Below are 20,290 nucleotides of genomic sequence, written 5' to 3'. Positions count from 1 at the left end.
TTGCAAACCTGAACTTCTCCAGCACTGAAGTATGTTTTCGCTGACGGAAGAACCAATCCTCGGATATCCATTTCTAAAGCTCTTCGATGGAAATTTTATCCTCGCCACCCCTGTATACTTCCTCAAACTTCAGCTCCTCTCTAACTTTGGTATCATCAAACTCTTTCACGACGAAGAGGTGTTAAAAGTCCCGCAATGCTCTCCATATCTGCGTGAAGAATCTAATCATCAACTTTTCCTCACAACGTATATACACTCGGCAATTTTCTTGTCAAGGGCAAATTGAGTGTTTTCGATTTGAATTACAAAGGCTGGGTAAACTCTTATCACTTTAAACTCAGTTCCCGGAATTATGCCAGCTGATATCAACATCCTCGTTTCTCTGTCATCTGCAACGGTGTATTTCACCTCTCCCTCATCACCCGGTGATAGCTCGCTGAGCCTGTAAATCACCCTTTCAACTTCCGTTTCTTTTGCAATACAACAACCTCCACTTGGAATTGCCCTGCCATGGGGACACACTTGAGGATGTCCTAAAAGGGTGCATATCGCCTCCTCTGCCTCATCATCAATGAGATGCTCGAACCTGCACGCATGCTCCTCTACATCCTTAAACCCGAGGATATCACTGAGAAGCCTCTCGGCAAGTCTGTGCAGCCTTACGATCTTCTCTGCCCTCTTCTTACCCTCTTCAGTGAAAATCAGCTTTCCACCCTCTTCATCCACAAGCCTCTCCCTCTTCAGCTCCTCAAGCACATTTGCCTCAACAGTGCTTGCATCAACCCTCTTGCCCTCCTCCTCAGCCATCCAGATTTCTCGCAAACTGTTCTCAGCTTTTTCTGAAATCATCACACCACCCCAACCATTAAGGCTGTAGCGTAGCCTGCAGTAAAGGCTATCGTTACAGACAGAACAAACACCAGCACACCTTGCCCTATTCCCCTCTCCTTACAAACTACACTGAACTGTGCAACGCATGGAACGAAGAGAGTCAAGGTTACCATCGCCACCAAAATCTGTCCGTATCCGAGCAAACCTTCGCTGGCAATGTCAAAAAGCCCTGCAGCTCCGTAGTCCCTTCTGAAGAATCCGTAGAGGAAAACTTCCGAAGCTTCGGCAGGTAAACCTATGGTGGAGACTGGAACGCTCAGAGCTGTCACAATAGCATCAAAAACCATCGTTATTCTACCCACCCATATCAGGACGCTGATCAAAACGAAAATGGGTAGAACTTCCTTAAAATACCACTCAAGCCTTGATACGGTTTTGTAAAAAACATTTTCAATCTTCGGAATTCTTATGGGTGGAATTTCCATGAAGAAAACCGCTCTCTCCCCCGGCAAGACCCTCGATGCGAGGAATCCGGTTATCAAAAGCACTGCAGTCACAATCAATACCCACATTAGCATCGCTCTGAAATCCGGAGCTACACCGAGCATCACTCCGAGCTGGGCACTGCACGGAATTCCAACAGCGAGCAAAATCGTCGCTATCATCCTTTCTCTCCAAGTCTCTAAAATCCTCGTAACTATGACCGCCATCGTTCCACAACCAGTACCGAGAAGGAGAGGAATGACTGCTCTGCCACTCATCCCGATTTTCTTGAAAAGTCCGTCCAGCAGGTAAGCAGTTCTCGGAAGCAAACCTGAGTCCTCCAGAATCGAAAAGGCAAGGAAGAAGGTTGTCACTATCGGGAGTATAATCGCTATCGCATATCGAATACCGAGCGTTATAATTCCATACTCTCCACCAATCAGCTCCCTTATCCAGTAGTTCGGAATATTTTGCTCGAGAAAGATATTAATTGCAGAGTTTACATTTTCCTCATACCAAGTCTCTATTAAGTCCACGAGAATCTGTGCACCAACGTAACCTGCGAGCAAATAAATGAATGCAAGGGACAGAATGCTGAGCGGGATACCAACCAGAGGATTTAGCGTCAGAACTCCTATTTTCTTCATTAATCCTTTCGAAACTTCTTCTTGTCTAACCACCCCATCAAGCAGTTTTTCTGCATTTTCGTGGATTTCCCTCATTATCTCGTAAGGCAAGATACTGCTAACATTGACCTTCTCCAGAATCTTGTCGTAATTTTTTTCCCTTTTTACCATTTCGAGAGAAATTGTGTCCTTTAGAAGGAGCAAAATCGCCATTGCCCTTTTTGAGATACTGTAATCTCCTTCGAGCATTTCCTCAACTTCACTCACGACCTTCTCGATCTGAGGACTGAACTTAATCACTCGCCTTCCGTCCTTTCCAGCATCAATCCTTTTCCTAATCTCCTCTTTCAACCTGCTCACGCCTCTCTTTTCGGTTGCGATGGTCTTTATCACTGGAACACCTAGCCTTTGTTCGAGCAGATTCTCGTCAATGAACATACCGAGCTTCTCAGCTTCATCAACGAGGTTAAGAACGAGAATTGTGTTGAAACCGGCTTCAATAAGCTGAAGGGTGAAGGGAAGAGTTCTCTTAATATTTTTGGCATCAACCACGTGAACAACCAACTCTGCGTCTTCAAGCAATCTCCTCGCCACCTCTTCCTCCCCTGTGACAGGAACAAGAGAGTGCATGCCGGGAGTGTCTATAATCTCAATATCACCCATTTTGGCAACTGCAATATCAACGGTTGTGCCGGGATAATTTGATATTGTCGCATACTTTCCCGTTAGAGCGTAAAAAAGGGCGCTTTTCCCGACGTTCGGATTGCCTACGAGAGCTACCTTTCTATCTGTCGAAAGTTTGGGGTTAACGCTGTGACATTCCATTGATTTTTAGGCTAACCTAAATTATTTAAAGGTTTTGGTCATATTACCAGACATGTTATTTTTTGCTGATAAGTGATGGAGCTTTAAATAAAAATTAAAAACAGCTACTGTCGTGGAAATCATAAGCCACTACAGTTTGCCATTTCGAGTGTTACACACAACTTAAAGAAATTATTAAAGGTGACAGCCTTATGTTCAAGTATAGCAACATAAAAAAGAAGTTTTTAATCACTTAAGCATAACCTGAATGTGTGATTGTAAAAATCGGTGAACCCCTTGAACTCGCAGAAGAGGACCAATTTACGATTTTTGTAGGTAGGACACCATACCGGATTATGTGCACACCACAAAATCTGCAAGAACTTACAGTTGGCTTTCTAATCTCTGAAGGGATTGCCAAATCCGTTGATGACATCGAATTCCACGAAGCCCCCTGCCTGCAAAATGCTGTTTTCGTTAATATAAATGGAAATCCGGGTGAGTCCACCATCAGGTCCTCTGGGTGTATAGGAATTTACAGGGAAGATGAGGTCATTGGGAAAGTTGACGCGAAGGAGAAGTTTTCCGTTGCCGAGGCAAAAAAGGCTCTGGATTATCTCAACATCAGAGAGTATGAGAGGACACATGGATATCACGTTGCCGCAATAGTTGGAAAAAAGGGGTTATTGGTTCGCAGATACGATGTCGGGAGACATAATGCTGTTGATAAAGCAATAGGTGCGGCTTTGATGAAAGGAATTGACCTGAGTCGCACCTTTCTACTACTCTCTGGCAGAATTTCGAGGGGTATAGCGATGAAGTGTGTAAGGTCTGGGGTTCCTTTAGTGGTCTCCAAAGCGGCAATACTGGATTCTGCGATAAAAGTGTGCGAAAAAAGTGGTTTGGCTGCAATCTCCTTTGCAACAAACATAGTTGTTAGGGGTGAAGCTGTTGATCTGAGCTAAAACAGCCGTTTCCCCGTTCTATAACCGTTCAGATCAACCAAAACAGACTTAAAGCCTATCTCCTTCAGTCTATCCCTCACTTTCGTTGCTTTTTCCAGCAACCTACTGATTTCATCTTCGCCAACCTCTACGACAGCAACGCCATTGTAGTTCCTCACCCTCACCTGCCTCACTCCTGCAATCTCTATCACGGAATTCTCTGCTTCATCAACCATCCTCAGCTTTTGCTCGTCAATTTCGACACCGAAGGGAATTCTCGAAGCTAAGCAGGCGAGGGAGGGTTTGTCGTAAAATGAAAACCCCATTGATCTTGCTATCAACCTTATCTCGTCCTTTGTAATCCCAAATTCCGCCCAGGGACTGTAAACTCTGTCCATCTCCTTCACGGCTTTGTATCCCGGTCTGTGTCCTGAGAGGTCGCTCGCGTTTGTTCCTTCAAAAACTGCTTCATAACCCATGCTCTCAGCTAAGGATACCAGAGCTGAAAGAACCCTTCTTTTGCAGAAATAGCACCTCTCAGGTGTGTTTTCCCTGAACTCCGGGGTAAGGATGTCCATGTTGATGAACTCATGTTTCACACCAATCTCCTCTGCAATTTTCACCGCCTCCTTTATTTCTCTTGTTGGTGATTTCTGAGAGGTCACCGTCACCGCCAAGGTGTCAAGACCGGCATCCTTGCAGATTGCAGTGAGGGTTGAGCTATCCACTCCACCGCTGAAGGCAACAACTGCACTTTTAAAACCACTGAGAAACTCTCTCATCCTCTGCAGTTTTCCTGTTGTTTCGGAATCCATTAGTTGTAGCTTAATAAAGGAAATTTAAAGTTAACGTTGTTAACAAAGTTTAAAATGAAGATGAAGAATTTAAATGTTCTTTCCAAGCTCCCTCGCGATGTTCAGAAGCATTCCAAGTGCCTTCTGAACCTCAGGTTCTCTTAGAGCCTTCATTAGACCCATCAAACCTACCGGTTCTGGCTCTCTCTCACACCTGCAGATTGCATCTCCGAGGGCGTTGAAAAGCATCAAAGCTCTGTCACTCGTAAATTTTGTAGAAATCAAGCCAATGTTGGCGAGCATCTCCATATTTCTGTCAACAACTGCATCGCTGATGGAATCCTGGACTATTTTTATGAATGCAGCAAATCCAATTATTGCATCCAGATTTCCACTCTTTTCAAGCCAGACAAGCTTATCAATTGCACCCTCAAGATATTCTTTGTTTTCTGCAATCTTTTTCAGTAAGGGTTCGAATTCCTTCATTACTTCTTCCTCCGCCATGATATCACCTCAAAGTATTCCTCTTGCCGTCAGCCAGTACATCCTATTGTAGGCTATTTTCATCCAGTGAATGAACTTGTTCGGTTTAACCGGCTTCGGAGGTGTCTCGTAATCGAACCATATGTAGGTGGCTTGATCAAAACCAGTCTCTATAAAACACATTGCCTTTCCGAAATACCTTGCCGTTGGGGGTAGCCCTTTTACTTCAGCAGCTATGTTTTCAGCTACAACCTCTGCCTCAAAGTGGGCAACACTTCCGGCTTTGCTGACTGGCAAATTCGTCGCATCTCCAACGACGTAGATGTTGTCGTATCCTTCCGCTTTGAGCGTATATCTGTCTGTGGGAACCCAGCCATCCCTATCCCCAAGTCCGGAGTCTATTATCACCTGCGAGCCCTTATGCGGTGGGATTGCGATAAGTAGATCAAAGGGCTCCTCTTCACCTTCAAGGGTAACGACCACCCTTCTTTCCGCATCAACCTCTAAGGGGTTAAAGAAGGTCTTGTAGCCAATGTTTCTCTCCCTGAACATTTCCTCAACAAGTTCCGAGACGTTGTTCATCGTGAATACCTTGTTTATGGGGTAGGTATAGAGAATTTCGACATTCTTTCTAACTCCATGAATCTTATAGAAGTCGTGAAGAAGGAAGGTGACCTCTATTGGTGCCACGGGACATTTATGGGGTATCCCCATCACACTCACGAGAATCTTACCTTTCCTGAATTTTGCCAGCCCTTCTCGCAACCTTCTCGCACCTTCAAGGTTGTAAAACCAGTGCCCACTCTCAACAAGCCCCGGAACATCTTCAGGAACAACCCTTGATCCCGTTGCAATCACAAGGTAGTCGTATTCTACCTTGCTCCCATCTTCAAGGTCTATTTTTGAACTCTCAGCGTCAATTCTGGTAGCCCTGACAATCTTCAGCTCAACTTGAGGGTCTAAAAGATATTTGACATCCCTAAGAATGTCTTCCTCTTCGAATCTATTGAAGATTAGATAAAGCAGTCCCGGTTCGTAAAGTTGCTTTTCTCTGTCGGAGATAAGAGTTACTTTTACATCTCCGCTTCTTATCTCATCTTTTAACCTCATTGCGAGGTAGTTTGCTGTGATCGTTCCGGCAACTCCTCCGCCTACTATAACAATAGACTTCATATCACTTCAGCTTTTTTACAACAATTCTCCAGTAATCATCTTCCTTTTTTACTTCAACGAGTTCGTGACCTGCCTTTTTAACCCATTCAGGGATATCCTTCGCACTACTCTCGTCACTGGAAAGGACTTCTATTGTCTCCCCAACCTCAACCTGCTTTATCGTCTTTATCATCTCCATGAGCGGACCTGGACAGTAACTCCCCCTTGCATCAACCACTACCATTTTCAATCACCTCCTAAAAATTAGATGAAGAGAACTTTTGCATCTTCAACCATACCGAGGAACTTTGTAACTCCAATAACGTCGTCAAAGACGTCAACGAAATCATCCAAGCTCATCTTTAGCATGTCCATGATCATACCACAAGCGTAAATCTTCAGGTTTCCCACTTCCTTTGCCTGCCTTAAAACATCCACGAACAATGGTGCATTTGCCTGAATCATCCCCTTGCCAAGCTCTCCAGCCTTCCACGACTTATTCTCAACCACATCCTTCCTGAACGCCATCAGTCCATCCATGGTTGCGAATAACATCACCTCTCCCAGTGTGGCTGCTGTGCTCGCAATTATGCTTGCAGCCTGAACTTTCTCCAACTCACCGCTTGCAAGAACTATCGCCAGTTTCATAACATCACCTCAATCCTATAGTGTTGTTATTTTAGATAAAGGTACACAGGTTTTGAAAGATAAGTAAAAGATCGAATAGGCTTAAAAAATGTATATTAATTTATCGTATATTAATCAATTAGTCATAGACATTGAGCCTAAATAACTTTAGATTAAATAAAAGATTGCACTTTGTCGGAGCAACATCTAAAAATACTAAACTGAGTGATTTTTGGATTTTATTTTAATTGAAAAAGCGCGAAAAACTTATAGCTGAAAAATCGGAAATTTAATTCATGAGATTATATTTAATTTTAACACTGTTAGTTCTGCTCGCACTGCCAGTGGCACTGCCAGTGTCAGGACAGTTAAACGTTGATCATACAACTTACATTGAGCAGTATGCAGATCAGTTTGATCCCTACCATCCTTCAAGTATCTGTCTCCAGTGTCACGAAGAAGAAGCGAGAGAAATCTTTGACTCCCCTCATTATCAGTGGGCAGGAATAGCTGAGGACATAGTAGGTAAGGATAAAATTGTTCACGGAAAGAGATACGCCTACAATGATTTCTGCGGCGCAGTGTTTTATGGAGACGTTCCAATTAACCTCATCGGCAAAGTCACCAACGAAGAGGGAAAGGTGATTGCCACAGGCTGCTCTGCCTGCCATCCGGGCTACGGGCTTGCACCTCAGAAGGAGATGACGGAGGAGCAGCTCAACAACATAGACTGCCTCGTCTGTCACGTTCCGAGCTACAGCAGGATGAAAGACCTTGATGTGGTCCAGATAGATGGGAAACTGGCTAGAGTGGCTAAAAATCCAGCAGAGCTGCTTGAAAAAATGAAGACTGTTAGAGAGCCAACCAAGTATGAGTGTGTCAGATGTCACGTTTACGCTGGAGGAGGTGAGCTTTTCAAGAGGGACTTTGAGCCCTTCTACAAAAATCCAGACTGCCCCTGCGACTATCACATGGCTATTCTCGACTTTGAATGCACCAGCTGTCACATTGCAAGAGACCACAGAATAGCTGGGAGGGGTGTGGATGAATGGGTCAGAGAGATTCCGGATACTGTTGACTGCACCAACTGTCATGTTGAAGGAAAAGCACACGCGGGTGTAAGTGACAGAGAGATTGCAGAGATTCTGGAGAAACACACAAAGACAGTTCACTGTACAGTGTGTCATATTCCAAGAATAGCAAAAGTAATTCCAACAGACATGGGTAGAGACTGGAGGGAGGCAGAGTTTGAAGAGGAGAGAGGTAAATATGAGCCGGTTATGAGCAGAATGTCAAACGTGATACCTGAATATGCTTGGTGGAACGGTAAGGACAGGATTGCATACATCTATCCGGAGCCGGTGGAGGGTGACGAGATAACCTTCTTCGCTCCCGTCGGCTCAATAGATGATCCCACTTCTAAGATATATCCTTATAAATATCACACAGCCATAGTCCCCTTTGATGAGGAAAGGAAAATTCCCATCCCCATCAAGGTGGGAGTTGTATTCAAGACGGGTAACACCACAAAAGCGATAATGATCGGCGCCAAGCAAAGCGGACTCAACTTCACTGGAAAATTCATACGGATGGAGAGGTACATGAGTATTTCTCATGGCGTTGTTCCGGCTGATCAGGCATTGAGGTGTGAGGACTGCCACTTCTATGGAAAGAGACTGGATTGGAAGTCACTCGGCTACCCGGGAGACCCGGTGTTGACGGGCGTTACAAGGGATGAACTCAAAGCGGAGGCTGCTGGGGTTACGACGGAAACTGCTGAGACGAGGGGAGAGGGCGAGGTAAAACCGGCTGAGGTAAAACCTACACCGGGATTTGAACTCTTAGGGGGGATTGCAGCACTGGGAGCAACCTATCTGATGCTAAGGAGAAGAAATATGTAATATTCTTCTATTTTTTCCTTATAGTAATCCTCCACTCCCTTTCTCCGGTCTTCAGAACCTCTATGACTTCATGTCCTTCCTGCTCCACACTTTTTGGCACATCTCTCGCAGCCGGTTCGTGATCTGTTATAACCTCCAGAACCTCACCGCTTTTCATCTCTTCCAGCTTCAGCTTAGTCTCGATGAAGGTGAAAGGGCATACCTCTCCCCTTATGTCCAGCACCTCATTTGCTTCAATCTGTCTCGATTCTGCACGTCTCGACATAGTATTCACTCCTCAGCTCCTTTATTCTCCTCTCCCCGCAAGCCGGGCACGAAGGATGTTTACTAATCTCTATCAGATTGAAGTCGTTGTGAAGCAGATCAACGTAAAGCAGTTTGTTAGTGAACAACTCTCCCTTGCTGATTATCAGCTTTATCACTTCATTCGCCTGCAGAACCCCAAAAAAGCCAGTTGTAACCCCAATAACTCCCGCCTCCCTGCATGTAGGCACGCTGCCCGGCGGAGGAGCTTCGGGCAGAAAGCATCTGTAGCATGCTGTCTCGTGGGGGATAATCGTCATTATCTGCCCCTCAAACCTGAGAACTGCGGAATGAACGAGAGGTGTTGATTCGAGCAGGCAGGCATCGTTCAGCAGAAATCTTGCTGGGAAAGTGTCGGTGCAGTCCACCACAATGTCATATCTCCTCACCAAATCCCTCGCATTCTCAACGGTAACGCTGAAGGGATAAGCTTCAACCTTCACATCTGGATTAAGCTTTTCAACAAACTGTGCTGCGGATTCAGCCTTATTCATTCCGAGATTACCCGCGTGGATTGTCTGTCTCTGCAGGTTTGTTTCATCCACCTCATCTCCGTCAGCAATTCCAATCATGCCTACTCCAGCAGCGGCAAGATACTGTATCACCGGACTTCCGAGCCCTCCTGCACCTACAACAAGAACACTTGCTTCCAGCAGCTTTTCCTGCCCTCTGCCCCCAATTTCGGGGATGAGCAGCTGCCTTGCATACCTTCGTATCTGACTCCTATCCAGCTTTACCATTTACATCATCCTCGCATCAACCCCCAGCCACTGCTGGAACGAGCGAGACTTCATCCCCCTTCTTCACTATGGTTTTTAACCCCTTCTCATGCCTCACATTCTTGCCGTTTATAAATACATTGACAAAGGGGCTTAAGTCTCCATTTCTTATTATCAGCTTCCTTAGGTCTCTTCCTATCTTCTCAGAAAGAATTTTCACAAGTTCCTCTACAGTTATCTCATCAGCATCAATTTCTATTTCTGCATCTCTGTAAATTGACGCTGGAAGCCTTACCTTCATGCTAACACCTCCACATTCGTCAGTTTCTCAAATTCCTCGATTCTCGGCTTGATTTTGACAGTTTGTAATTTACCAGCAATCGCATCAGCTGTTTTGAGACCGTTTCCTGTCAAGTAGGCAACCACCAAATCATCCGCATCTATCCTTCCCTCTTCCACGAGCCTCTTCAAGGATGCTATGGTAACACCACCAGCGAGTTCGGTAAAGATGCCCTCAGTTCTTGCGAGGAGCCTAACAGCCTCTATAACCTCATCATCTGTCGGGTCTTCGGCATAGCCCCCGCTCTTCTCTACAACCTTCTTAGCGAATATCCCGTCTGATGGATTGCCAATAGCTAAGCTGTGCACGATCGTTTCAATCCTTTCAACTGGCTCAACTTCCTTTCCCTCCCTTATAGCCCTCGCTACCGGAAAGTTAGCAGGCTGGGCTGCGTTGAACACGACATCACTCTCCCCAACAAACCCGACCTGCTCGAAATCCCTGAAACCGCGATATATAGAGTAAAGCAGCGCCCCAGATGCGACGGGAACAATAACCTGATCGGGTGTTGTCCAGCCGAGTCTCTCAGCGGTTTCGTAGGCGAGGGTCTTGCTGCCCTCTACATAGTAGGGGCGGAGGTTTATGTTTACGAAACCCCAGTCCCTCTTTCTTTCTGCAATCTCAGTTGCAAGCCTGTTGGCGTCATCATAGCTACCTTCAACCTCTATCACGTTTGCCCCGTGAACTAAAGCCTGAACTATTTTGTTCTTCTCTATTCCAGCCGGAACGAAGATGTAGGCCGGTATTCTTGCTTTTGCTGCATGGGCGGCAAGACTGCCGGCGAGGTTCCCTGTAGAGGCACATCCAACTGCTTTGAATCCAAATTCCTTGGCTTTCGTCACTGCAACGCTGACAACCCTATCTTTGAAGGAGTAGGTAGGGTTAGTGGAGTCATCGAGCAGGTAGAGGTTCCTGAGCCCCAGTTCTCTTCCGAGGTTCTCGGCATGAATGAATCTGGTGAAACCAGCTCCGAGATCAACTGGCTTCGTATTTACAGGCAGAAACTCTCTGTATCTCCATATGCTCTGCACTCTCTTCTCTATCTCCTCTCTCGTCACCGTCTCCTTTATCCTCTCGTAATCGTAAACGGCTTCAAGGGGGCCAAAGCAGTAGCTGCAGTAGTATATGGGTTCGGCAGCATACTCCTCTCCACAAATTCTGCATTTCAAACCCTTCAAATACATAACTGTGTTAAGTCAATATGAGTATTAATAATTTTTGGTCAGTGTTAAATGCATATTTGTAATAGAACTTGCGATAAGCTTTTAAAAACTTTGTTAACAGTGTTTAACATGGATCGTATAGTTGGAATAATCATACATAGTGGAGAGTGGGATCGAATTTACCATGCTTTCAGCATAGCAAGTATCCTTGCTTCGATGAAGGAGGAGGTGCAGGTTTTTCTTACCTACTGGGCTCTCAGAAACATATGTATGCGAGAGAAGGTCTTTGATGGGGACGAGGAGAGAGAGATAATAGAGAGAGGAATAAAAAGAGGGATACTGAGAGAACTTGATCAGATCGTAAACCTCGGCAAGTCTTTCGGAACTCTTCGGATAATAGCCTGCTCAGGAAGCATGGAACTGTTCAATTTAAAAAAAGAGGACTTACCCAAGTGGGTTGACAAAATTGGTGGGTTGACAGAGGTTATTGGTGCAGATAATATTGTTTTCATTTAAATTTAACTTTGATTAGGAATAGTTTTATATAGTATTTTCACAATTGATAATCATGGACAAAGTTGCTTACCTTGTAATAGGAATTATCGCAGGGGTAGGGGTTGTTTTAGTTCTTTACTCTTTCACACCCTACGGCTATATGCCAATGATGGGTTTTGGCTATGGCACGCCGATGATGGGTGGTGGGATGGGATATCAGGACGGACGCTACTACCCTCCCGGTTGCTGTCAGGGTCCAGCAACATTCGAATCCAACGGTGAAAAGATTTACTTCACCGGGATAAATGAAGAGGGAGAGAGGATTCCGTTCACAGGCGGCCCTCAATGGCTTGTCATGCATGGAGGCAGTTGCGTCAACTGCCACGGTAGAGATGGTAGAGGCGGCTTTGTGCCAATGATGTGCGATGAAAAGGCTCCGGATATCAGATACTCTGCTCTCGCAGAAGATGGTATGGATGATGAGGAAATCAAGCTGGCAATAACAAAGGGAGTCCATGAGGGTGAAACATTGGACTGGTGCATGCCGAGATGGCAGATGAGCAATGAGGACCTGAATGACGTTATAACCTATCTCAAGGAGCTTGGTTAATGGCGGTTCCGTTACTTGTGAGGTTCGTTACACTCAGAAACCTTCATCCAATTACGACTCATGTGTGATTGACTGGAAATAACAGATACAACATGAGAAAAGTGCTGGTGATAGAGGAAAGGTTATCAAGGTTTCATTAGATATGTGTTTGCTTTGGCTTTCTTTGCGATAACAGGAGAGTATGGTGGAAGACTCCACTGTCACCCATACCTATACCTTTCTCAACTGGATGGTCAATACCGCTCCACTCTTAACTATTCCCATGCCGCAAACGTCGAAATTCGGAACCACAAGGTGATTCAGACACCCTTTAAAATTCGTCAGACGTTTCAGAATTGAATTTTACCTTTCCGTCTTTTGGAGCATGGCTGCAATATTTGAGAAGATTTAAATATCGAAAACCGATAACGAAATATGATATCAATGCTTGAGAGAAAGCTGTTTCTCGGGTTTGTGAGGATACACATCCTGTATCATGCATCGAAAGAGGAGATATACGGAGTTTGGATGATGAAAGAGCTTGAGAGGCATGGATATACCTTAAGTCCTGGAACTCTTTACCCAATACTCCACGAAATGGAGAGGGATGGACTGCTGAAGTCGAGGAGTGTGGTTGTCGAAGGGAAGGTAAGGAGGGTATATCGAATTACAGAAAAGGGTTTGGAGGCGCTTGAGCAGGCGAAAAGGAGAGTAAGGGAACTTTTCAGCGAGTTGATGGAGGGTTGAAATGCAAAAGGCTGTCAGATTCATTATCCTGATGGGACTTGTTAGTCTCTTCGGCGACATGACATATGAGGGGGCAAGGAGCGTTGTAGGCCCCTACTTAGCAACTTTTGGTGTAAGTGCCGCTCTACTCGGTTTTGTTGTTGGAGTTGGTGAGCTCTCCGGATTTGCGCTGAGGCTTGTTTCAGGATACGTTGCAGACAGAACGAAGCGTTACTGGGCCATGACCTTCATCGGCTACGGTCTGATTCTCGCCATTCCTCTTCTTGCTTTGGCAAATCAGTGGGAGATTGCAGCGCTGCTGATAGTACTGGAAAGGACAGGAAAAGCCATCCGATCCCCTGCGAGAGATGCCATACTTTCCTTCGCAACGAAACAGGTTGGCAGAGGATGGGGGTTTGGAATACACGAAGCCCTCGACCAGATTGGTGCGATTATCGGTCCCCTGATATTCTTCGCTGTATTCTACCTGAATGGAGGCTATCGCGAGGGTTTCGCGATCCTCCTGATTCCAGCCATTTTAGCACTTTTAACACTTTCCTTCGCAAGAGTTGAGTATCCTTCCCCTCATACGCTCGAAGCCGAGTTTAAACTTAGAGACAGGAAACTTCCAAGGACTTTCTGGCTTTACACACTATTTATCTTCTTAAGCATGGCTGGATTTGCAAACTTCCAGATAATCTCGTACCATCTCAAAACTCAGTCCATAATTTCCGATGCTTTCATTCCGATAATCTACGCAATCGCAATGGGCGTAGATGCGCTTGCAGCTTTGGCTACAGGCAAAGCCTACGACAAAGTCGGATTAAAGTCTCTCACCCTTGTGCCTGTTATCACTCCGCTAATCCTCCTCTCTTTCTCCCATTCATGGACTCTGGCTTTGATAGGAATCGTTGCTTGGGGCATTGCAATGGGGATGCAGGAAACGATTATGCGTGCGGCAGTGGCTGATTTGGTTGGTGCAGAGCTTAGAAGCACAGCTTACGGTATATTCAACACAGCATATGGAGTAGCCTTTTTTGCGGGAAGTGTTGCCGTTGGGCTGTTTTACGACATTTCAGTGAGGTATCTGATTGCTTATGTTATTTTAGCAGAACTTGCTGCACTTTTACTTTTAAAGGTTGGACTGGAAAGAGCAGCATGGGAGGCTCGATAATGGCGTCTGGGAGCTGTAAATTTCAATGGGATGATGAAACTTTTTGAGATGCCCAAAAAATAATCAGACAACCACAATCGTTCCTCTCATAAACCTGTGATAGGGGCTGCAATACACTGAGCACATGAAAGGATAGACTCCCTCCTTCTCAGCAACAAACTCCACAACCACCTCGCTACCCGCGGGAATCAGTTTATTCACTCCGAGAGAAGGGATGAAGATGCCGTGCGTCACGTCGGCAGCTTTGAACACAATTCTGACCTTGCTGCCCTTGGGCACGACTATGTAGTTCGGTTTGAACCCTCCCGATTCAGTAACGTAAGCTTCGATGACAATTTCAGGATTCTGCCTTTCAGAAAGCTTGGTGTTGATGGTCAAATACACAGGAATCGCTACGGCGATTGCGACGAAAAGCAGAGCGACTAACTCTCTCCTATCCACACCATCACCCCGCAATAATTCTAATAAGTATTAAAGCTGTAAGGAAGTGCGGTATGCTGTAAATAACTGCCACTGTCGTTGATTTCGTGGTTATCTTCTCAGCAATCCTTTTTGCTGCGATAATGGCTGATGTGAGGGCAAGAGCGATGAATGGTGTTTGAAGGAGTATGATCTGCTTAGCTGTCAGCGATGTGGGAAATGCATTCTTCTCCAGTCCAAACGGATCAAAGAAGGCGCTGAAGGGATAGATGTAAAAGTAGGATAGCAACCCGACAGCGAATCCAGCCCATACAAAAAGACCGTAGGGGACGAGAGAGTAGCTGAGCGCTACGAAAACTTTTTGCGGATTCAGTTTGGTGAGTTTTGCTGCTATATAGCTGAAAGAGTAGTATAGTGCAGCAATTGCCACTATTGCCGACAAAACGATTGCAGCCCAAATAGACCACTTCAGAACTCCGATTATTGATGGAGCAAGTAGATGGGCGTTTTCGATGTTAACCCCGTATGGATTTCCGAGGTTTCCGAAGTCCTTTAGCCAGTAGAGACTGCCGAAGAAAAATAGCTCGTAGAATATCGCTAAGCCAAACCTTATGTAGCCCATCGCTGTTTCATCAAATTTTCCAGATTTTGCTACTCTAACAGCCTTCCTCGCGAGCTCTTCAAACGGCATTCTCAGCTTTAAAACAATGTTGTCGTATTTACAAGTTCTCAGACACTCGAAGCAGAGGCCGCAGTAGGTATTTTCATCGTTTCCACCTGGATATAACTTCCAAGGGCAAGGATAACCTTCATCGCTGCCCTTCAGACAGAACTTCTTGCAACTCCTGCATCTCTCCCTGTCAACACTCCTTAAGGCAAGCAGGGATGCGTTGGAGTGGTAGCCGATGTATCCGCTCGCAGGGCAGATGTGTTTGCAGAAGTAGCGCGGTGGATTGGTTATGTAAAATGCCGTAGCAGCAACGAGGAGTGAAAGGAACAGAAGGGCTGTAACAAGAGGCTTTGTCACTATCCAAGGTATGAAGAGCGAAAGCACGAGGAAGCCGATGGCGGGAATCCACATGTTTCGGTATTTGACAGGAAAGTTGCCCGGCTTCGGCTTTACAGTCCTGACACCCAAAATTCTCCTCCTGTATATCCATTCGCCTATTATCGGAATCGGGCAGATGGAACACCAAGCTCTCGCGGCGAAGAGTATCGCAAACTCAACAAGGGCAAACCAGAGAATCCACGTGACTGCTATTGAAAAGTTCTCGCTGCCAACAACGCTGCCAAAAAGGCCAGTGAGGATTATCAGCAGGAATACCGACAGATTCAGGGTTGTGAGGATGAAAATCAGTGTCCTCGACTTCAGCAGTCTGCTCTTAATGTGTAACTCTCTAACATCACCACCCTTGCCATTGTAAAAGAGTGCAGCCACTCCAATCATTACAACGAATCCCGAGAGGGCGTAATAGGGAATGTTGGGCTCAACTACAATATCCATACTCATGAAGGGGTGCAGGGAGCCGCAGTTAACGGAGCACCTAATCCTGTACTTCCCCGGCTCGTTAAAGGTAATAGGCCCAACTACGAGGGTTCTGCCGGGTATGACGAGCAACTTTTCTGCTATGCTGTCCGTTATACCATCAATGCTGAATCCGTGGGTTACATCTTTCGTTACGACGTGGAAGGTAACAGTATCTCCCGCATTAAGCCTTAAGGTGTCGGTTCTGTATATTTTGTCTCCTTCCTGTATTGCCACAACTCTGTATCCGAACTGAAAAGCTTCGATGTAGACGACTTTTGAACTCTGAAAGGTCTGTGATTCTGCAGTTACTGCAACCCCTAAGATAAAAAATAATAAAAAAATAAGTAAAATCTTGCGCATGCTTGCCGATCACCCGAACTTTACCAATATCCCATCATCGGGCAGCCGTGACCACCGTAGTAGCCGTATGGCACGTAATAGCCCTGCGGTTGCTGTGGTGGTTGCTGTGGCGTGGTGTTGTAGTCGTATCCGTAGTTCGTATCATATCCTCCATATCCGCCATAGCCCATCATCGGCATTCCGTATCCACCCATCATTGGCATCCCGTAGCCATATCCTCCATATCCCATCATTCCCCACGGCATCGCAGCTGCAACATACAGCCCCGCAGCAACTGCGAGTGCTGCAACCAAACCTATCTTCTTCCAATCCATCTTGCATCACCTCAAAACACTGTTAACCTCAAGGGCAATAGATGTTGCAGGTCAAAACGTCGAGATTCAGAACCATCAGATGGTTCAGAATGTTTCATAAGCTGATGGAACGTTTTATCTCCTGAATCAAACGCCTTATCTGCAACTATGAGTCTGAAAACGCTTCCCAGAAGAAAATATTGCTTTAAAATCCTAAATCCTGCTTTTTTGATATTTTCGTCCGTCCTTCTGTTGATTTCCGGACCGAAAAGTCTGGTTAAGGGGTTGAGAAGGTGGAAGAATGGCTGAATGACTCTGTTCTCTGGGAGCATGTGCTCCAGAAAGTAGGCTTTGCCCCCTTTCTTGAGAACCCTGTAAGCCTCCTTCAGACCATTGACTGGATTATCCACGGAGCAAAAGACAAAGGTTGAGAAAACAACATCAAAAGCCTCATCTCTGAATGGCAGTTTTTCAGCATCACCAATAACGAAATCAACCCTCTTTCCATATCTCTTATTTTTCTCTACCGCCCTCTTGAGCATCTTCTCGCTTATGTCCACTGCAACAAAACTGAAATCCGGGTAGAAGGGTAGATTTTTGCCTGTCCCAGCCCCAATTTCGAGGACAAGCAAGTTCTCTCCCTCTTTCTCGATAAAGTTGAAGAGCGTCCTTCTCCATCTCCTGAAGTTCGTAAGTTCCATTAGACTCTCTACCATGTCGTAGAATCTTGCTACTCTGTTGTATCTTTTCATGTCTCTCTTCATTTCACCTCCTCCTCAATGTTGACGTTCTCATCTGGATCACCAAACCACTCAGAACTCTTCTTTTGGAGAATCATGTAAACAATCACCGAACCTGCTATCAAAACAATTGCGGGATAAATCCACAGACTCAGGAAAAAGCCCTCCTTTGGTGGGGTCGCGAGCACCTCTTTTCCGTAAACCTGCTGGAGAGCTGATACTATCTCTTCCCTGTTTTTACCTTCTTCAATCATTGCGCTTATTTCTTCTCTCATCTTCTCAGCCGCGCCACAGTCACAGTTTTTGAGCAGCTTGCCGCATCCACATGTGCATATTATATCTCCCTCCACGTCCTGCAAGGTGAGCCCGGAAGCCTTCAGCGTCAGCAAAAGCAGGGTCAGAATTATTTTAGCCCTCATTCTCCATCACCCTTATCGCTCACCATTTTTATTACGAGAGCTCTTGGTGTGAGAGAGAGCATTCCACCGAGAAGCATCGTAATCGAGCCGATCCATATGAAATTCGTCAAAGGATTTATTTTCACTCTGAATACTCCCTTTTCATCCCCAATTTTCTCTGGAGTTATGTAGATGTCACGAAGCGGTTCGTGCAGTATCCCAACTCTTCTGACGACCTGATCTTGAAGGTAATAGTATTCGATTTTTGAAAAAACCTGTTTTCCAGCCTCAATAAAATCTACCTGTATCTTTGCACTGGCTTTAACCGACGTGTTTTCGAATGAGTATCCCCTGTATACAAGTGTATGACCATAAAATTCGAAGGGTTCGTCTGTTTTGAGATTCAAGACGTGCTCTTCTGCATATGTCCAGTTACACACAACACCGATAAAAACGATTATTGCTCCAAGATGTGCTGTATATCCGCCATATCTCCTTCTCTTTTTGAGGATAATTTTTATGAAATTCATACCACCAAGCTCTTTTTTAAAGGCAATCATATCCCTGAAATACTGGAAAACTTGGAGGGTGATGGAAAATACTGCCAGTGAAATCGAAAATGCAGTGAGAAATGACAGGTTCAGCAGATATGCGATAGGGAGTGCTGTAGTTAGAGATATCAGAAACACAAGCACAATTGTCCTGAGAGTTTTTATACTGCTCCTTCTCCACTGAAGTCCGACACAGAGCCCGATCAGAGCTACCAGAGAGAATGCGAGTGGGGAAGTTGTTTGCAGATAGTATTGTTCACCTATGGTGGCTTTGTAACCCAGAAAACCCTCACTAAGCAAGGGGAATATCGTCCCCCAGAAAACGCTCAGAGCAAAAGCCGTGAAAAGCAGGTTGTTCAAAAGAAAACTCGCCTCTTTTGACAGAGGACTCTCAATCACGTCAAGACTCTCTATCTCCTTCCTCCTGCTGTGCAGCAGGTCTGCTGTTAGAACAAGAATTCCGATCATGAAAACTGTCAGTGGAAAGGAAATCTCGCTCTGCGCGAATGCGTGGACTGAGCTTACCACACCACTCCTTGTAATGAGTGTTCCGAGAAGGACGAATTCGAAGGTAGCCACTGAAAGCAGTATGTTCCAGATTTTCATTCCTCTTCTTGCTTCTTGGATCATTATACTGTGGACGAGAGCCGTTACTGTAAGCCACGGCAGAAGAGAAGCATTCTCAACCGGGTCCCAGCCCCAGAAACCGCCCCAACCGAGGACGCGATATGCCCAGAAGGCTCCGAGTGCAATGCCTGCAGTGAGAAACATCCACGTAGTCAAAGCCCACTTTCTGAGTCTTAGAATCCACCTCTCATCCAGCAGGTATAGTCCTGCAATAGAGAGAGCGAACAGGAAAGTTGAGGCTGCATACCCTGCAAAGAGAACGGGTGGATGGAACAGCATCTCGTGTGTTTCGAGGAGAGGATTGAGGCCGAGTCCATGTGGTGGTGTGTTCTCAACTGTCTCAAAGGGATTCAGGAGAACTAAATTGACTGTAAGAAAAAAGCTCTGGACTGCTGTGAGAATTGAAAGAGAGCATGCCGTGAGCAAATCCTCTTGCTCAATCTGGATAAATACAAGCATCATCAACGACAGAAGCCAGACCCATAGGAGAAGGGAACCTTCGGAACCAGCCCATATAGCTGATATTTTGTAGATTAAAGGCATATCTGCTGTTGAGTGGCTGAAAACGTATTCAACGGAGAAATTGTCCGTCAGGAAGTAATAAGTTAAGGTCAACAGCGAGAGTGTTAAAGAGACGAAAGACAGAAGAATGTAAACCTTAACCCTACCGATAGCTTCTATTTCTCTTTTCGTTACACTGGTGTAGAGGTTTATGAAAGCATAGAGTGAGAACAGCAGTGATGTTGCCAGTAAGAAGCTTCCGGGGTTAGCTACTATCATTCAGAACATCCTCCAGCTTCAGCACTTCGTTTACACCTGTAAGAACAGTAACCTTTCCATCTACAATTGCCACAGTCGGAACGCCCCTCAGCCCGATGTAGTTCGCAAGTTTCTCACACTCACCACTGAGCTTCTCCACCTGACAGTAGTTTATTGAATACTTCTGTGACATTTGTTCTATAAATCCCTCTATCTGCTGACAGTAGTGACAGTTTGGTGAGTAGAAGTAGTATATTCCCTTTTGCAGCCCTGAAATTTCCTGATTTTGGCCCCCTAACCCGCTTAGGAGGTAATAACTCAACAGTATCAGGGCAGCTCCGGCTATTATCAAATACCTCCTTTTTAACACTGTTATCACCTGTTTTACATCAGATGTAAAATAGTATTTAAACTTTGCCTTTTCAATCGAAAGCTAAAAGAACACCTTACTGAACCACAT

General features: G+C 45.4%; 24 protein-coding genes. 6 read left to right on the top strand and 18 right to left on the bottom strand.

All coding sequences use genetic code 11. The features are described from left to right. Positions 1-228 precede the first annotated feature (228 nt). Both BP688_RS07565 and feoB read right to left on the bottom strand, forming a co-directional pair. Complete coding sequence (locus tag BP688_RS07565; protein ID WP_290623646.1) at positions 229-849, bottom strand: metal-dependent transcriptional regulator; 621 nt, start codon at positions 847-849, stop codon at positions 229-231. Then, positions 849-2,765: a ferrous iron transport protein B gene (gene feoB, locus BP688_RS07560; RefSeq protein WP_290596232.1), complete on the bottom strand. Its 1,917-nt coding sequence runs from the start codon at positions 2,763-2,765 to the stop codon at positions 849-851. The genes BP688_RS07565 and feoB overlap by 1 nt, the downstream gene beginning before the upstream one ends. A 251-nt stretch (positions 2,766-3,016) precedes the next feature. On the opposite strand from feoB, the gene fdhD reads away from it, so the two are divergent. Continuing rightward, positions 3,017-3,709 (top strand): formate dehydrogenase accessory sulfurtransferase FdhD, encoded by a 693-nt coding sequence (gene fdhD / locus BP688_RS07555; RefSeq protein ID WP_290596233.1) that lies wholly within the window; start codon positions 3,017-3,019, stop codon positions 3,707-3,709. Here fdhD and larE read toward each other — a convergent pair. The 5 genes from larE to BP688_RS07530 all read right to left on the bottom strand — a co-directional run bounded on the left by larE (position 3,706) and on the right by BP688_RS07530 (position 6,765). After that, positions 3,706-4,503: an ATP-dependent sacrificial sulfur transferase LarE gene (gene larE, locus BP688_RS07550; protein ID WP_290596234.1), complete on the bottom strand. Its 798-nt coding sequence runs from the start codon at positions 4,501-4,503 to the stop codon at positions 3,706-3,708. The genes fdhD and larE overlap by 4 nt on opposite strands. A 69-nt stretch (positions 4,504-4,572) precedes the next feature. Further along, positions 4,573-4,986 (bottom strand): helical membrane plugin domain-containing protein, encoded by a 414-nt coding sequence (locus tag BP688_RS07545; RefSeq protein WP_290596235.1) that lies wholly within the window; start codon positions 4,984-4,986, stop codon positions 4,573-4,575. Between the two features lie 9 nt (positions 4,987-4,995). Beyond that, entirely contained in the window at positions 4,996-6,138 is a 1,143-nt protein-coding gene (locus BP688_RS07540; RefSeq protein WP_290596236.1) for an NAD(P)/FAD-dependent oxidoreductase, read from the bottom strand. 1 nt (position 6,139) lies between these two features. After that, positions 6,140-6,361, bottom strand: a complete 222-nt coding sequence (locus BP688_RS07535) for a sulfurtransferase TusA family protein (RefSeq protein WP_290596237.1) — start codon at positions 6,359-6,361, stop codon at positions 6,140-6,142. 20 nt (positions 6,362-6,381) lie between these two features. Further along, entirely contained in the window at positions 6,382-6,765 is a 384-nt protein-coding gene (locus BP688_RS07530; protein ID WP_290596238.1) for a DsrE/DsrF/DrsH-like family protein, read from the bottom strand. A 275-nt stretch (positions 6,766-7,040) separates the two neighbouring features. Here BP688_RS07530 and BP688_RS07525 point away from each other — a divergent pair, with 275 nt between their 5' ends. Then, complete coding sequence (locus BP688_RS07525) at positions 7,041-8,645, top strand: hypothetical protein (RefSeq protein ID WP_290596239.1); 1,605 nt, start codon at positions 7,041-7,043, stop codon at positions 8,643-8,645. A 7-nt stretch (positions 8,646-8,652) separates the two neighbouring features. Here the strand turns inward: BP688_RS07525 and BP688_RS07520 are convergent, their stop codons facing one another. Genes BP688_RS07520 through thrC form a run of 4 tightly spaced genes read right to left on the bottom strand, consistent with a single transcriptional unit; the run spans position 8,653 to position 11,191 of the window. Next, positions 8,653-8,910 (bottom strand): sulfurtransferase TusA family protein, encoded by a 258-nt coding sequence (locus tag BP688_RS07520; protein ID WP_290596240.1) that lies wholly within the window; start codon positions 8,908-8,910, stop codon positions 8,653-8,655. Next, positions 8,879-9,688, bottom strand: coding sequence for a HesA/MoeB/ThiF family protein (locus BP688_RS07515; protein ID WP_290596241.1), 810 nt, complete (start codon positions 9,686-9,688; stop codon positions 8,879-8,881). Before BP688_RS07515 ends, BP688_RS07520 begins: the two co-directional genes overlap by 32 nt. 16 nt (positions 9,689-9,704) lie before the next feature. Next, entirely contained in the window at positions 9,705-9,968 is a 264-nt protein-coding gene (locus BP688_RS07510) for a MoaD/ThiS family protein (RefSeq protein WP_290596242.1), read from the bottom strand. Then, on the bottom strand, positions 9,965-11,191 hold the full coding sequence (gene thrC, locus BP688_RS07505; RefSeq protein WP_290623644.1) for a threonine synthase: 1,227 nt from the start codon (positions 11,189-11,191) through the stop codon (positions 9,965-9,967). Before thrC ends, BP688_RS07510 begins: the two co-directional genes overlap by 4 nt. 108 nt (positions 11,192-11,299) lie before the next feature. On the opposite strand from thrC, the gene BP688_RS07500 reads away from it, so the two are divergent. The 4 genes from BP688_RS07500 (at position 11,300) to BP688_RS07485 (ending at position 14,154) form a co-directional block, all read left to right on the top strand. Continuing rightward, complete coding sequence (locus BP688_RS07500; protein ID WP_290596244.1) at positions 11,300-11,686, top strand: hypothetical protein; 387 nt, start codon at positions 11,300-11,302, stop codon at positions 11,684-11,686. Between the two features lie 52 nt (positions 11,687-11,738). After that, the gene (locus BP688_RS07495) at positions 11,739-12,275 is read left to right on the top strand and encodes a c-type cytochrome (RefSeq protein ID WP_290596245.1); all 537 of its coding nucleotides are present in this window, start codon (positions 11,739-11,741) and stop codon (positions 12,273-12,275) included. 423 nt (positions 12,276-12,698) lie between these two features. Continuing rightward, the gene (locus BP688_RS07490) at positions 12,699-13,001 is read left to right on the top strand and encodes a PadR family transcriptional regulator (protein WP_394335551.1); all 303 of its coding nucleotides are present in this window, start codon (positions 12,699-12,701) and stop codon (positions 12,999-13,001) included. A 1-nt stretch (position 13,002) separates the two neighbouring features. Continuing rightward, positions 13,003-14,154, top strand: a complete 1,152-nt coding sequence (locus BP688_RS07485; RefSeq protein ID WP_290596247.1) for an MFS transporter — start codon at positions 13,003-13,005, stop codon at positions 14,152-14,154. 63 nt (positions 14,155-14,217) lie between these two features. Here BP688_RS07485 and BP688_RS07480 read toward each other — a convergent pair whose 3' ends face one another. Genes BP688_RS07480 through BP688_RS07450 form a run of 7 tightly spaced genes read right to left on the bottom strand, consistent with a single transcriptional unit; the run spans position 14,218 to position 20,209 of the window. Further along, entirely contained in the window at positions 14,218-14,595 is a 378-nt protein-coding gene (locus tag BP688_RS07480) for a cytochrome c oxidase subunit II (protein ID WP_290596248.1), read from the bottom strand. Positions 14,596-14,599: 4 nt separating this feature from the next. Then, complete coding sequence (locus BP688_RS07475; protein WP_290596249.1) at positions 14,600-16,462, bottom strand: 4Fe-4S binding protein; 1,863 nt, start codon at positions 16,460-16,462, stop codon at positions 14,600-14,602. A gap of 20 nt (positions 16,463-16,482) precedes the next feature. Further along, on the bottom strand, positions 16,483-16,776 hold the full coding sequence (locus tag BP688_RS07470) for a hypothetical protein (RefSeq protein ID WP_290596250.1): 294 nt from the start codon (positions 16,774-16,776) through the stop codon (positions 16,483-16,485). 11 nt (positions 16,777-16,787) lie between these two features. Further along, positions 16,788-17,519, bottom strand: coding sequence for a class I SAM-dependent methyltransferase (locus BP688_RS07465; RefSeq protein WP_290596251.1), 732 nt, complete (start codon positions 17,517-17,519; stop codon positions 16,788-16,790). Further along, positions 17,516-17,914 (bottom strand): cytochrome c-type biogenesis protein, encoded by a 399-nt coding sequence (locus tag BP688_RS07460; protein WP_290596252.1) that lies wholly within the window; start codon positions 17,912-17,914, stop codon positions 17,516-17,518. Before BP688_RS07460 ends, BP688_RS07465 begins: the two co-directional genes overlap by 4 nt. Beyond that, on the bottom strand, positions 17,911-19,851 hold the full coding sequence (locus BP688_RS07455; RefSeq protein WP_290596253.1) for a heme lyase CcmF/NrfE family subunit: 1,941 nt from the start codon (positions 19,849-19,851) through the stop codon (positions 17,911-17,913). The genes BP688_RS07460 and BP688_RS07455 overlap by 4 nt, the downstream gene beginning before the upstream one ends. Then, positions 19,838-20,209, bottom strand: a complete 372-nt coding sequence (locus BP688_RS07450; protein WP_290596254.1) for a thioredoxin family protein — start codon at positions 20,207-20,209, stop codon at positions 19,838-19,840. Before BP688_RS07450 ends, BP688_RS07455 begins: the two co-directional genes overlap by 14 nt. Positions 20,210-20,290: the final 81 nt, after the last annotated feature.

The organism is Archaeoglobus sp. UBA230 (assembly GCA_002507545.1).
Taxonomy (GTDB): domain Archaea; phylum Halobacteriota; class Archaeoglobi; order Archaeoglobales; family Archaeoglobaceae; genus Archaeoglobus.
Note: the sequence above shows the minus strand (reverse complement) of the source record. Positions and strands in the feature narration are given on the sequence as shown.